This is a genomic window from Armatimonadota bacterium, assembly GCA_035527535.1.
Lineage (GTDB): Bacteria > Armatimonadota > Hebobacteria.
The window spans coordinates 1-14,260 of sequence record DATLAK010000090.1; the positions used below are offsets into that span (position 1 = coordinate 1).

General features: G+C 68.1%; 9 protein-coding genes. 7 read left to right on the top strand and 2 right to left on the bottom strand.

What is annotated here, in order from left to right:
• Positions 1–125 precede the first annotated feature (125 nt).
• From VM221_06345 to VM221_06375, 7 genes are all read left to right on the top strand, one after another.
• Positions 126–1,223: a DUF262 domain-containing protein gene (locus tag VM221_06345; protein HUT74437.1), complete on the top strand. Its 1,098-nt coding sequence runs from the start codon at positions 126–128 to the stop codon at positions 1,221–1,223.
• A gap of 3 nt (positions 1,224–1,226) precedes the next feature.
• A complete protein-coding gene (locus VM221_06350; GenBank protein HUT74438.1) occupies positions 1,227–1,706 on the top strand; it encodes a HEPN domain-containing protein in 480 nt (159 codons plus the stop codon).
• 298 nt (positions 1,707–2,004) lie between these two features.
• Positions 2,005–4,665, top strand: a complete 2,661-nt coding sequence (gene alaS / locus VM221_06355) for an alanine--tRNA ligase (GenBank protein HUT74439.1) — start codon at positions 2,005–2,007, stop codon at positions 4,663–4,665.
• 216 nt (positions 4,666–4,881) lie between these two features.
• On the top strand, positions 4,882–6,927 hold the full coding sequence (locus VM221_06360) for a hypothetical protein (GenBank protein ID HUT74440.1): 2,046 nt from the start codon (positions 4,882–4,884) through the stop codon (positions 6,925–6,927).
• A complete protein-coding gene (ruvX, locus tag VM221_06365; GenBank protein ID HUT74441.1) occupies positions 6,924–7,361 on the top strand; it encodes a Holliday junction resolvase RuvX in 438 nt (145 codons plus the stop codon). The genes VM221_06360 and ruvX overlap by 4 nt, the downstream gene beginning before the upstream one ends.
• Positions 7,345–8,403, top strand: coding sequence for an endolytic transglycosylase MltG (gene mltG, locus VM221_06370; GenBank protein ID HUT74442.1), 1,059 nt, complete (start codon positions 7,345–7,347; stop codon positions 8,401–8,403). The genes ruvX and mltG overlap by 17 nt, the downstream gene beginning before the upstream one ends.
• A complete protein-coding gene (locus VM221_06375) occupies positions 8,400–9,239 on the top strand; it encodes a PASTA domain-containing protein (protein ID HUT74443.1) in 840 nt (279 codons plus the stop codon). Before mltG ends, VM221_06375 begins: the two co-directional genes overlap by 4 nt.
• Positions 9,240–9,279: 40 nt before the next feature.
• On the opposite strand, the gene gyrA is transcribed toward VM221_06375, so the two are convergent.
• Both gyrA and gyrB read right to left on the bottom strand, forming a co-directional pair.
• Positions 9,280–12,003, bottom strand: coding sequence for a DNA gyrase subunit A (gene gyrA, locus VM221_06380; protein ID HUT74444.1), 2,724 nt, complete (start codon positions 12,001–12,003; stop codon positions 9,280–9,282).
• Positions 12,004–12,265: 262 nt separating this feature from the next.
• Positions 12,266–14,260, bottom strand: a complete 1,995-nt coding sequence (gene gyrB / locus VM221_06385) for a DNA topoisomerase (ATP-hydrolyzing) subunit B (protein ID HUT74445.1) — start codon at positions 14,258–14,260, stop codon at positions 12,266–12,268.

Below are 14,260 nucleotides of genomic sequence, written 5' to 3' on the forward strand. Positions count from 1 at the left end.
CGGGCCGCCTTCAACCTGCGCTTCTCCAAACCGGCAAAGTTTCGTCGGCCGCCAATGTGCGCTTTCATGCCTACAGCATATCATAGCTGCACCAAGAAATCAAACCTATTACGCGAGATTCAATAATGACCGACCACTTCAAACAGGACGACGGAATCGAGCGGATACTCAGCGAACAGGAAGACCGCGACAGCACCCCGGTTACCTATGACATTGCAACCTACCCCGCCGACTACACCCTCCAGGGCATCGTCGACTTGTACCGAAATAACAGCATCTTGATCCCCCCCTACCAGCGCAAGTTCGTCTGGTCCATCAAACAGTCAAGTCGTCTAATCGAATCGTTCCTGCTAGGCTTACCGGTCCCAGCCATCTTCCTATACATGGAGCCCGAGAGCAACAACCGTCTTCTCGTTGTCGACGGCCAACAGAGGCTCCTCAGCATTGTCTACTTCTTCGAAGGCTACTTTGGCCCCCCAGTCGCGCGCAGGCGCAGCATCTTCAGACTCACCGGGTTGAACCCATCTAGCCCTTACTCCGAGAAGACATACTCCGACCTTAGCCAAACTGATGAAGCAACCTACAACAGGTTTAACGCGTCCGTGCTTAGAGCGTTCGTCATCCGCCAGTTGCGCCCGCGCGACAACACCAGCATGTTCCACCTCTTCGAAAGGCTCAACACCGGCGGAACGCAGCTCGTAGGCCAGGAAATCCGCAACTGCATCTATCACGGCCCATTTAACGACATGCTCGTTAAGCTCAACGAGCTGGCCGAATGGCGCCTGATATTCGGCAAAACCCTCCCCGACAAGAGACAGCGCGATATAGAGCTCATATTGCGCTTCCTCGCCCTCCACCATGACGCACACCGCTACGACAGACCAATGAAGGACTTCCTCTCCAATTACATGCGCACCCATCAGTCCGACCAAGACGCATCCCGTGCCTACACCAAACTCTTCGCTAACACAACCACAGCAGTACTGGACAGCCTGGGAGAACGTCCCTTCCACATACGGGCCGGCTTGAACGCGGCCGTCTTCGACTCTGTGTACGCTGCTTTCGCTCGCCATGCGACTGCCATTCCACCCGACATCAAGGGGAGGTACCACCGCCTCGTAAGCGATAAGGAATATCAGGCGGCTGTCAGCAGCGCCACTACCGACCGCGAGGTCGTCACCAAGCGCCTGGCACTCGCCGACAAGACTCTCTTCGGAAGGTAGCGTGTGATCTTCACGGCAATTCAGGATTCCCTCGAAACCTGCCGAGTCCACCTCGACACCGTCCCCATCTCTGACCTCACTAGACCAGAGCTCGAGAGCAGACTTGTAGCTAGTCTCGTTCTTCTCATTGTGTCCGAGTACGAGGTGCTGATCGAAAACCTATTCAACCAGCGCGTCGCCGCCTGTGGCGATGCTCACGTCTGCAATTACTTTCGGAAGTCAATCGGCCGCAAGTTCCGTAGTCCCGATCTCAGCAAGATCACCGAAGTCCTCAGAATGTTCGGCTCTGACTACGAGGGCTACTTCTCCTCGATTGTCTTCAACACCCCAGAGCAGGCAGCCTGGGACAACATCATCAAAGAGCGCCACGCCGTGGTCCACAAGAGTGGTAACCGTCAGCTGACCCTCCGTGAGCTCCTCGCTACCTATCCACAAACCTGCAGGGTCATCCACGCCCTCAAGCAGACTCTGCGCCTACCCTGAACACGGCAATTCCGGGGAATTCCGGGGAATTCCGGGGACAGTCGACTTAATTACCCCGGAATCGGCCCCCAATGGTAAGTCGCAGTAATTAAGTCGACTGTCCCGGAAATGGGGCCGCTTTGCCCGCCGTTCCCCCGTCTTTGGCCTTTCTGCTATAATACCCGCGTGCGCGGGGCTGTGAAGAGCCTGTCCCCAGCCGGTCGAGGGGGAAATAGGGACCGGCACCGATTTCCCTTCGACGGCGCTCAGGGCAGGCCGGAGAAATCTGGAGCCAGTCCCCATTTCCCGAGGTGATTCCGTGACTTCCGATGAGCTGAGAAAGAAGTTCCTCGACTTCTTCGCCGCGCGCGATCATCGCGTGATCGCGCCCGCGCCGCTGATCCCCGGCGACCGGACCACGCTTTTCACCATCGCCGGCATGCAGCAGTTCGTGCCCGCCTTCCGCGGCGAGGCGCGTATCCCCGCCCAGCGCGCCGTGACCTGCCAGCGCTGCCTGCGCATTGACGACCTGGAACAGGTCGGCCGCTCCTCTCGCCACGAGACTCTGTTCGAGATGCTGGGCAACTTCTCGTTCGGCGATTACTTCAAGCGCGAGGCGATCGTCTGGGCCTGGGAACTGATAACCAGGGACTTCGGCATCCCCGCTGACCGGCTGTGGATCACCGTCTATCCCACCGATGACGAGGCGCGCGGCCACTGGCGCAAAGACATCGGCCTCCCCGACGAGCGCATCGTTCCCGTGGAGGACAACTGGTGGCCGACCGGCGGCGGCCTGGGTCCCTGCGGGCCGGATTCGGAGATCATCTACGACATGGGCGAGCAGCATGGCTGCGGCCAGCCCGGCTGCGGCCCGGCGTGTGACTGCGACCGCTGGAACGAGTTCTGGAACCTGGTCTTCCAGCAGTACAACCGCGACGCCGACGGCAACCTCACGGACCTGCCGACGCAGAACATTGACACCGGCCTGGGCCTGGAGCGCCTGGCCCTGATCATGCAGGGCAAGAGGACCATCTTCGACACCGACTTGTTTGCTCCGATCATCGCCTACATCTTCGAGATGGCCAACAGTGGGGGCGATCTCTCGCGTGCGGGGACACCCACCGGAGAGGGTGTCCCCAGCAGCGCAGCCGAGGCCGCGCGCATCATCGCCGACCACGCGCGCGCGGTCACCTTCATGGTCGCCGACGGGGTGACGCCCAGCAATGAAGGGCGCGGATATGTCCTGCGGCGGCTGATCCGTCGGTCGGCGCGCCTGGGGCGGCGGTTGAGCCTGCCGATGCCGTTCTTGAGCCGCATCGTGCCGGTGGTGGCACGCCACATGGGCGCGGCCTATCCCGAGCTGGCGGATAAGCAGGATGTGATCGTCAAATTCGTTGACTCCGAGGAGCAGCGCTTCGACGAGACGCTGGAGCAAGGAAGCCAACTGCTGGAGCGCGCGATCGCACGCGTCAAGGCTGCCGGCGATAGGAGCATCCCGGGCGAGGCCGCGTTCGAGCTCTACGACACCTACGGCTTCCCCTACGAGCTGACCGAGGAGGTCGCCGCCGAGCAGGGGCTGACGGTGGATGATGAGGGGTTCCGCGCAGCGATGGAGCGCCAGCGCGAGCGCGCTCGCGCCGCCGCCGGCGGCGCCTTCGCCTACCGCGGCGCCGGGGGCTATGCCGAGCTCGCGGGCAAGACCACCTTCCGCGGCTACGAGGAGCTGGAGACGACGGCGCTGGTTCTGCATATCCTCAAGGAGGGCAAGGAGGCCGAGAACGCGCGCGCCGGGGAGCACCTCGAGGTCATTCTCGACCACAGCCCGTTCTACGCCGAGTCCGGCGGCCAGGTCGGCGATGCCGGCAGCCTGGGGGCCGAGGGCGTCCGCGCGCGGGTGGAGGATGCGCATCATCCCGCCGAGGGAGTGCTGGCCCTGCGGGTGGTGGTCGAGGAGGGCGAGCTGGTGCGCGGCGAGCAGGTGCATGCCGTGGTTGACGCGGCGCGCCGGCACGCCATCACCCGCGCTCACAGCGCCACCCACCTGCTGCATCACGCCCTGCGGACGGTGCTCGGGCCCCACGCGCTGCAATCCGGATCGCTGGTGGAGCCGGACCGGCTGCGCTTCGATCTCGCGCATTTCGGCCCCCTGACGCCGGAGGAAATGAGCGGCATCGAGGACCTGGTCAACCGCCAGGTGCTGGAGACGCATCCGGTGGCGGCCTGCGTGGTACCGATAGCCGAGGCGCGGGAGTCGGGGGCGATGGCGCTGTTCGGGGAGAAGTATGGCGACGAGGTGCGCGTGGTCAGCATCGGCGATTTCAGCCGCGAGCTGTGCGGGGGCACGCACGTCACCAACACCGGCGCCATCGGCCTGTTCAAGCTCACTGCCCAGTCCAGCATCGGCGCGGGACTGCGCCGGGTGGAGGCGGTGACCGGGCTGGCGGCGCTGGACTATTTGCGCGGTCAGGAGGCGCTGCTGGCGCGGGGAGCCGAGCTTCTGCGCTGCGCGCGCGAGGACCTGCCCGCCCGCATCGAGGGTTTGCAGCGCGACCTGCGCGAGGCGCAGCGGCGCCTGGAGTCCTTGCAGGCGCGCGGGGCCGCCGCCGTCGCCGAGGAGTTGGTGGGGCGGGCCGAAACCGTGGCGAATGCACAGGTGGTGGCGGAGCGGGTCGCCAACCTGTCGCCGGAGGCGCTGCGCAGCCTGGCCGACGCGGTGCTGGAGCGACTGGGGCGCGGGGTGGTGGTCCTCGGCGCCGAGGCGAACGGCAAGGTGCTGTTCGTGGGCGAGGTGTCCAAGGAGCTCACCCAGGCCGGGGTGCACGCCGGCAAGCTCGTGGGCGAGGTGGCGAAGACGGCGGGCGGCGGCGGCGGCGGGCGCCCCGACTTCGCCCAGGCCGGAGGTCGCGACCCGGGGAAGCTCGACGAGGCCCTGGGGAAGGTCCTAGCCCTGGTACGCCAACAGCTTGCAGGTGGGAAGTAGGGGTAAGGCATGTCTTGCCCCCATTTGACTTCAGCGGGGACTGCACCCTCCGTTAACGCGCGATTGGCCGCGTCCCTGCACAGCCGAGGGCGGCTGTGCCCCATTTCGCTTCGCACAGCTGGCGCACCCCGATCTGCCCGACTCGCTTTCGCCCTGCTTATCACCCTGGCCCTCATGGCTTGCCCCTCCGGGGCAATGCGGGGGCGTGGCAGGGCGGTGGTGGTCGTCCTGCACGGCGTGAGCTGGGAGGAGCTGGCCGCAGCCGACGTGGCACCCCTGCAGGTGCTGCTGCGCCGGGCCGCAGTCGGGGTCATGAACAGCCGCCCCCTGGAGGCGCCGGATTCCTTCGCCGCCTACGTCAGCATCGGCGCCGGACGCGCGGCGGTCGTGAGGGGACAGTTCCCCGTCGCCCACGGCACCGCCCACGCTCCGGGCGGGAAGGAACTGTCCCCTTCAGCCTTGCAGCGTGGGATGGCCGACCTGCATGAGGCGAACCGGCGCGCCCACAGCCAGGCCGAGCCCGGCCTGCTAGGCGGGGTGTTGCGCGACCACCGTCTGCGCACGGGACTGCTTCTGGTTTCCGATGGGCGATACTTCCCCGGGCCGGCGGCGGCCATTGCCGCTGATCGAGGCGGCGAGGTGGACTGGATCGGCAGCGCCTCGCCTGGCGGTGGTGACCGCGGCCTCCTAGCCCAAGCCTGGCACGACGCGGATTTGCTGGTCATTGACCTGGCCGCCCTGCACCCGGGCGCGCCCGACGAAGTCATCCGGGGGCGACAGCGCCACGCCTCGCCGGCCACCCCCGACCCCGAGGCGCTGCGGATTCTGTCTGACCTGGAGCCGACCTTCACAGGCATCGCCCACCTGGTGGACCCCGAGCGCGACCTGCTGATGATCGTCAGCCCGACGTGCCCACCCTACGGCTCCCCCAAGCAGATGTCCTTCGCCCCCGTCGCCATCATCGGTCCGGGCTTCGCGCCGGGCCTGCTGACCAGTCAAGGCACGCGCCGCCCCGGGATGGTGGCGAGCGTGGACCTGGCGCCGACGATGCTGCGGTTCTTCGGCATCAGCCCCGCCGCCGAGGCCGCGCGCCTGGGGGTCGCCCCCATGAGCGGCCATGCGATCAGCGTTCGTCCCGGCGGACGTGCCCTCGACCAAGTGCTTGGCATCAGTCGCCGCGGGGCGCGCCTGCTCGACCTGCGCTGGCGGTTCGGGGGGCTCTACGTGGTGGCCGAGTTCATCATCCTGGCGCTCGTCGGCGGGTGGTTGGTGCTGGCGCCGGAGGCGGCGCGGCGGGCGCGGTGGCGGCTGCGCCTGGTGCTGCTGCTGGGGATGAGCCTGCCGCTGGCCCTGCTGTTCTTACCGGCGCTGGAGGCGGGCGGGGTGGTGCAGCCGTACGTCATGGTCGCCGCGCTGGCGGCGGCGTTCACCTGGCTGGCATGGTATGGGAGTCCGCCCCTGGTGGGGCTCGGCGCCCTGCTGACGGCGACCGCAGCCGTGATCGCCCTCGACGCCATGACCGGCGCGCGGTTGGCGGGCAATTCGGTCATCAGCTACAACCCCATGTTCGGCGGGCGCTTCTACGGCGTCGGCAATGACCTGATGGGTGTCGCCACCGCCTGCGCCGCAGTTGGATCGGCGGCGCTGGTGCAGGCGGCGGGAGGACACCGCGGACGGTGGGCGCTCGGGCCGTGGCTGATGGTGGTGATGCTGGCGGTCGGCGCGCCTATGTGGGGCGCGAACTGGGGGGGCGGGATCACCGCCGCGTTCGCGTTCACCGCCGCCTATGCCGCCATCCGGGCGGGTCATCCCCGGCTCCGTCACTGGCTGGCGGGGGCGGTGGCGGCGGCGGCGATGGGGGCGCTGCTCGCGGGCCTCGACCTCGCGCGTGACGCGCGCACGTGGACCCACATCGGCGACTCCGCGCGGGTCGCGAGCAGCGGGGGAGTCGGGGCGGCGCTGGAGATGGCGGCGCGCACGATCGCGGCCAACCTCGGCATTATCGCCCAGGCGCCCTACAGCGCCGCCACGCTGCTGGCGATGGCGGGAACGCTGTGGCTGGTGATGAAACCACCCGCCGGGCTGCGTACCGCGCTCGAAGCGAACCGCGTCCTCTGGGGTGGCCTCGCCGGGGCGGCCGCCGGCGCCGTGGCCGCGGTGGCACTCAACGATTCGGGAATCGTCGCCGCCGCCACCGCCACCGGCATCACCGCCGCGGCCGTCGTCTATATCGCTTTGGAAGGGAATCGCGCACCGCAATGACCGGCCGCGTGCTGGCGCTGGATGTAGGCGACCGCCGCATCGGCGTCGCCGTCAGCGACCCTCTGGGCATCACCGCCCAGCCGCTGACCACCATCGAGCGCACGAGCAACCGGGCGGCAGTGGGGCGCATCCTCGAGCTCGCGCGGTCGTACGCGGCGAGCGAGGTGGTGGTCGGCATTCCCTATAACGCGCGCGGGGGGTTGACGGCGCAGGGGGAGAAGATCGCGCGCTTCGCCGACCTGTTGGCGCGAACGGCAGGAATGACGGTGGTGCGCTGGGACGAGCGGCACACGACGACGACGGCGGAACGGGTGCTGCTGGAGGCGGACGTGAGCCGGGTGCGGCGCAAAGGGGTACGCGACAAGCTGGCGGCGGCGGTGCTGCTGCAAGACTACCTGGAGGGGCGCAAGCGAGCCGATGACAAAGCGGACTAGGGGCGTCGTCATCGCCGTGCTTGCGATCATCGCCTCCCTTGGAGCCTGGCTGTACGCATGTCTATGGGTGCCGGTCGGTGCGCCGGCTGCGGTCGGTGCGCCGGCTGCAGTCGGTCGCGGGCGGACGGTCGTGCGCTTCACCGTTGGCAGCGGGGAGCCGGCGCGCGAGGCGGGACGGCGGCTGCGGGCGGCGGGGATGATCCGCAGCGCGTTTGCGTTTCGCGTGGCCGCAGCCTGGGGTGACGGCTGGCGGCAGGTGCGCGCCGGGGACTATGCGCTGCGGCGCAGCATGAGCGCGCTGGAGATCCTGCGCACGTTCGAGCGCGGGCGCGTGATCGAGGAGTGGATCACCGTGCCCGAGGGCTTTGCGCTGTGGCAGGTGGCGGGCCTGCTGGAGGCCAAAGGATTGGGGTGGGGGGAGGACTTCCTGGGCGCGGCGCGGTCGCCCGGCGAATTCGCCACCGACTCGCCGCTGCCGACCGACAGCCTGGAGGGCTACCTGTTTCCGGACACCTACAAAGTGGGGCGTGATGCGAAGGCGCCGCGCACACTGGTGCGGATGATGCTGGCGCGCTTCGACGAGGTAGTGTGGCGGGGGCTATTGGGCGGGCAGGCGCCGGGCTCGTCGCTGCACGACGTGATCACCCTCGCCTCGCTGGTCGAGGGCGAGGCCAGGCTCGACGCGGAACGCGCCCTCATCGCGGGCGTGCTCAGCAACCGCCTCAAGCGCGGGATGATGCTGCAATGCGACGCCACGGTGCAGTACGCTCTCGGCCCCGGCAACCACAAGGAGCGCTTGACCTACGCCGATCTGACGATCGCCTCCCCCTATAACACCTACCTCCACCCCGGCCTGCCGCCGGGGCCGATCAACAGCCCCGGTCGCACCAGCATCGAGGCGGTGCTGCACCCGGCCGACGTGCCTTATCTGTTCTACGTCGCGCGCCCGGACGGCTCCCATGTCTTCAGCCGCACGGCCGCCGAGCACGAGCGCGCGGTGGCGCGCGTGCGCGCCCAGCGGCGGGCGCAGGAGACGCCATGACCGCGTCGCGGCAGGGGCGTGAGGGGACAGTTCCCCGTCGCCCAGGGCAGCGCCCGGGCCCGGGGCGGGAAGGAACTGTCCCCCCCAGCCCGTGGTGGGGGCTGCTGGTGCTGGCGGCGCTGGCGGCGGGCCTGGCGGGGATAGTCGCGGGGGCGATCTACCTGTGGATCTCCAGCGCGCCGCCGGAGGTGCGCGTCCCCGACGTGACCGGTATCGAGGTTCGGGCGGCGGAGGAGATGCTGGCGCGGCGCGGGCTCATCGGCCAGATCACCGGGCACCGCTACCACGAGCAGGCACGCGAGGGCACGATCATCGCGGCCATGCCCCTTGCAGGACGGACGGTGCGCGAGGGTCGGGCCATCGAGCTGGTAGTGAGTGATGGCCCTCCGTGGACGCTCGTGCCCGACGTGCGGGAGATGGAGCTGACCCGCGCGCGCGAGACGTTGTCGGGGGCCGACCTGCGGCTGGCGCGCATAACGCGGCGCTATGACGACTCCGTGCCCGCGGGGTGGGTGCTGGGACAGGAGCCGGCGCCCGGCGGCCGCGTGGCGCGCCGCGAGCGGGTGCAGTTGATCGTGAGCGCCGGCCCCAAGCAGCCGGCGCAGAGCACCGAGCCGCTCGACCGCGTCAGGCAGGCGGTGGTGCAGGTCATCCTGCCCCCGGGGGAAAGCGAGTCGCTGGTGCGCATCGAGGTCCAGGACCGGCGAGGCACGCGGACGGCCTACAGCGCCCGCCACCAGCCGGGTTCGACCGTCGAACAGGTGGTGTCCGGATACGGCCAATCCATCGCGCGCGTCTATGTTGACGACAAACTCATCGAGGAGAAGAGATTCTGACCATTCGAAGGGCGCCCGCGGCGGCGCAGGCAATCCGGCTCTACCGTCCTCGGCGGCCTTTGCCGCGAGGTTGGGGTTTGGATGACCTCGCGGGTTTGGAGGCTTTCGCCGGCCGCTTGGCTGCCTTCGCGGATGCCGCGGGCTTGGAAGCCTTGGCAGGCTTGGCGGCAGGCTTGACGGCAGAGCGCTTTGAGGTTTCGGGCTTGACCGCCTTGTCTCCCGTGACCGGAGGCGCAGCGCCGGGGCCGCCGCGTGAAGGCACGGAATGCCGTGCCTTCACGTCCGCGGCCGGCTCCGCCTCGTCGCTGCCGTGGGTGGCGCCGTCGGTCTCCAGCTCCTCGCGCTTGACCACCCGCGTCATGCCGGCCACGCGGTCGCCGCTGTCGAGCCGGATCAGCCGCACCCCTTGCGCGGAGCGCCCGGTGCGACGAATCGTCGCCACCGGCTCGCGGATCATCTGCCCCTCGGAGGTGATGAGCAGCAGCTCGTCATCCGGCTCCACCACCTTCATGTCCAGCAGCGGGCCGTTCTTGGCGGTGACGTTGAGGGTCTTGACCCCCAGCCCGCCGCGCCCGATAGTGCGGTACTCCTCCAGAGCGGTGCGCTTGCCGTAGCCGAGCTCGGACGCCACCAGCAGGTCGAAACCGGGGCGACAGATTTCCATGCCCACCACTTCGTCCTTGGGCCGCAGGCGAACCCCCCGCACCCCCGCCGCGACGCGCCCCATCGGCCGCACCTGCTTCTCGCTGAAGCGGATGGACATGCCCTGCTTGGTGGCCATGATCATATCCCGCTGGCCGTCGGTGACCTTGACCCACTCCAGGGAGTCGCCGGCGCGCAGGTTGATGGCGATGATGCCGCCCTTGAGGCGGGTGTCGTATTCCTGGAGGCTGGTCTTCTTGACCACGCCCAGGCGGGTGCCCATGAAGAGGTAGCGGTCGGCGGCGAAGTCCTTGACCGCGCGGGTGGCGGTGATGCGGTCGCCGGGCTCGATCTGGATGAGGTTGATGATAGCGGTGCCGCGGGCCTGGCGGCTGGCGGCGGGGATGGCGTGGGCGCGCAGGCGGTAGACGCGGCCGCGGTCGCTGAAGAACAGCACGTAGTGATGGGTGGAGGCGATGAACACGTGCTCGACCGTGTCCTCCTCCTTGGCGGTAAGGCCGATGACGCCCTTGCCGCCGCGGCCTTGGGTGCGGTAGGTGTCCACCGGCAGGCGCTTGATGTAGCCGTCGCGGGTGACGGTGATGACGACGTCCTCGTCGGCGATGAGGTCCTCGATGGAGATGTCCTCGGCCTCGTCGGGATGGATGCGGGTGCGGCGCTCATCGCCGAGCTTGCGCTTGAGCTCGAGCAGCTCGTCCTTGACCACCTGCATGATCTTGCGCGGGCTCTCCAGCAGGTCGCGCAGGTAGTTGATGCGCTTGAGGAGGTCGCGGTACTCCTCCTGGATCTTGTCGCGCTCGAGGCCGGTCAGGCGCTGGAGGGTAAGCTGGAGGATGGCCTGCGCCTGGATCTCGGTGAGCTTGAAGCGCTCCATCAGCCGTTGGCGGGCGGTGGGCGGATCGGGCGATTGCTTGATCAGCGCGACCACCTCGTCAATGAACTTGAGGGCGATGAGGTAGCCCTCGAGGATATGCGCCCTTTCCTCGGCGCGCTCGAGCTGGTACTGCGAGCGGCGGATGACGACCTCGCGGCGGTGGCCGAGGAACTGCTTGAGCAGGTCCACCAGGCCCAGGGTGCGCGGCACCTGCCCCACCAGGGCGACGGTGTTGACGGCGAAGACGCTGCGCATGCGGGTGTGCTTGTAGAGGTGATTGAGCACGACGTTGGGGTTGGCATCCTGGCGCAGTTCGACCACCACCCGCATCCCCTTGCGATCGCTCTCGTCGCGCAGCGCCGCCACCCCCTCCAGGCGCTTGGCGCGCACCTGGTCCGCGATTTGCTCCACCAGCTGCGCCTTGTTGACGCCGTAGGGCAGCTCGGTGACGATGATGGCGTTGCGATTGCGCTCCATCGGCTCGATGGTGGCGCGCGCCTGCATGACGATGGAGCCGCGCCCGGTCTCGTAGGCGTCGCGGATGCCGCGCAGGCCGAAGATGAGCCCGGCGGTCGGAAAGTCCGGCCCGGGCAGGATGCGCATCACCTCGTCCAGAGTGGCCGCGTCGTTGTCAATGAGAACGACGCAGGCGTCCACCACCTCGCCCAGGTTGTGGGAGGGCATGTTGGTCGCCATGCCCACGGCGATGCCGGTGGTGCCGTTGCACAGCAGGTTGGGGAAGCGGCCGGGCAGGACCAGCGGCTCCTGGCGGGTCTGGTCGAAGTTGGGCATGAAGTCAACGGTGCGCTGGTCAATGTCCTCCAGCATCGCCGCGCCGTGGCGCGACAGGCGGCACTCGGTGTAGCGCATGGCCCCCGGCGGGTCGCCGTCGACCGAACCGAAGTTGCCGTGGCCCTCGACCAGGGGATAGCGCAGGTTCCAGTCCTGGGCCATGCGCGCGAGGGTCGGGTAGATGGCAAGGTCGCCATGGGGGTGGTAGTTCTTCATGGTGTCGCCGACGACGCCGGCGCACTTCATGAAGCGTCCCGCGGGGCCGAGGTTCATCTCGTGCATGTCGAAGAGGATGCGCCGCTGCGCGGGTTTGAGGCCGTCGCGCACGTCGGGCAGCGCGCGGGCGGTGATGACGCTCACCGCCCAGGTCATGAACGAGTCGCGCATCTCATCTTCGACGGGGATCAGTTCCGGCTTCAGCGCCGCGTCAGACATGATGGGTGCTCCGCATCACGGGCATGAATTGAACCGCCGACGGACGGCGACACTGTCATTCCGAGGGAGTGGAACGACCGAGGCTTGTCCGCCTGCGGAGGGCTTATCCGCCGAAGGCGGGAATCCCCTACCTCCCTGCCACCCCGATAGGGGATTCCTCACTTCGCTGCGCTTCGTTCGGAATGACAGGAAGGCCGCACAAACCCGCCGCAACCGGCGTTTTCTTCACCTGGCGTGCGCTCGGTGAAGAATGACAGCTCCCCTACACCAGGTCAATGTCCGTCACTTCCTTGGCGTGGGCGACGATGTACTCCTTGCGCGGCTCGACCTTGTCGCCCATGAGGATGGTGAAGAGCTCATCGGCGCGCTCGGCGTCCGCGATCGTGACCTGGCGCACGGTGCGCTTGCCGGGGTCCATGGCGGTCTCGGCGAGCTGGTCCGCCGACATCTCCGCCAGCCCCTTGTAGCGCTGCACCGCCGCTCCGTCCTGCTTGCCCAGGCGCTGGAGGATGGCCTGCAGTTGCCCCTCGCTATGCGCGTAGAGCATCTCCTTGCCGTTGGGCACTCCGTAGAGCGGCGGCAGCGCGATGTAGAGGTGGCCGCGCTCCACCAGCGGGCGCATGTAGCGGAAGAAGAAGGTCAGCAGCAGGGTGCGGATGTGGGCGCCGTCCACGTCGGCGTCGGCCATGATGATGATGTGGTGATAGCGCAGCCGGGAGATATCGAGCTTGCTGGTGACCTCGCCGTTGGCGTCGCCGTTCTCCTCGTTGCCATTGCCCTCGCGCGGGGCGATGCCGGTGCCGAGCGCGCTGATGAGGGTCGCGATCTCCTCGTTGCCCAGCATCTTGTCCAGGCGCGCGCGCTCGACGTTGAGCACCACCCCCCGCAGCGGCAGCACCGCCTGGTAGTGGCTGTCGCGCCCCTGCTTGGCGGCCCCGCCCGCCGACTTGCCCTCGACCAGGAACAGTTCGCACTTCGCCGGGTCCTTCTCCGAGCAGTCCCACAGCGTCCCTGGCAGGGCCGTCCCCTCGAGCGCACTCTTGCGCTTGATGAGTTCGCTCGCCTTGCGCGCCGCCTCCCGCGCGCGGCTGGCGGTGATCGCCTTGTCCACGATCCGCCGCGCGGCGGTCGGGGTCTCCTCCAGATAGGTGGTCAGCCCCTCATAGACGATGGAGCTGACCAGGCCCTCGACGTCGGTGTTGCCGAGCTTGGTCTTGGTCTGCCCCTCGAACTGCGGGTTGAGGAGCTTGACGCTGATGACCGCGGTCAGCCCCTCGCGCGCGTCATCACCGCTGAAGTTGGGGTCCTTGTCCTTGAGCAGGCCGGCCTTGCGCGCGTAGGTGTTGATGGCGCGGGTGAGGGCGGTCTTGAAGCCCGAGAGGTGGGTGCCGCCCTCCACGGTGTGGATGTTGTTGGCGTAGGAGTGGATGCTCTCCAGGAAGCCCTGGTTGTACTGGAGAGCGATCTCGGCCTCGACGTCCTCGCGCGCGCCGACGAAGCGAGCGACCTTGTGCAGCGGATCCTTGATGCGGTTGAGGTGCTCGACGTAGGCGGCGATGCCGCCCTTGTAGTGGAACTCCTGCTTGTCGCCGGTGGCGGCGACGGTGGAGGTGATCTTGGCGGCGGGGTTGAGATAGGCGAGCTCCCGCAGGCGGGCGGCGATGGTCTCGGGGTTGAATTCAAGCGTCTCGAACACCTGCGCGTCGGGCTTGAAGGTGACGATGGTGCCGGTGCGGGTGGCCTTGCCCACGGCCTTGAGCTCGCTGGCCCGCTTGCCGCGCTCGAAGCGCTGCCGCCACACCTTGCCGTCGCGGCGCACCTCGACCTCGAGCCACTCCGAGAGGGCATTGACGACCGAAACGCCGACGCCGTGCAAGCCGCCGGCCACGCGGTAACCGCCGCCCCCGAACTTGCTGCCCGCGTGCAGCATGGTCATGGCGACCTCGACGCCGGGCAGCTTGACCTCGGGGTGCCGGTCCACCGGGATGCCGCAGCCGTTGTCCTCGACGCTGAGCGATCCGTCCTCGCGCAGCACCACGTCAATCTTGGTGCAGCGGCCCGCGAGCACCTCGTCCACGGCGTTGTCCACCACCTCGACAAACAGGTGGTGCAGGCCGCGGACGCCGGTGTCGCCGACGTACATGGCGGGGCGCTTGCGCACCGCCTCCAGGCCCTTGAGGACCTGAATGCTACCCGCCGTATAGCTCTTGGCTTCGATACGGCCCTGCAGTTGAATGGGAACTCGGGTTCGCGCCAA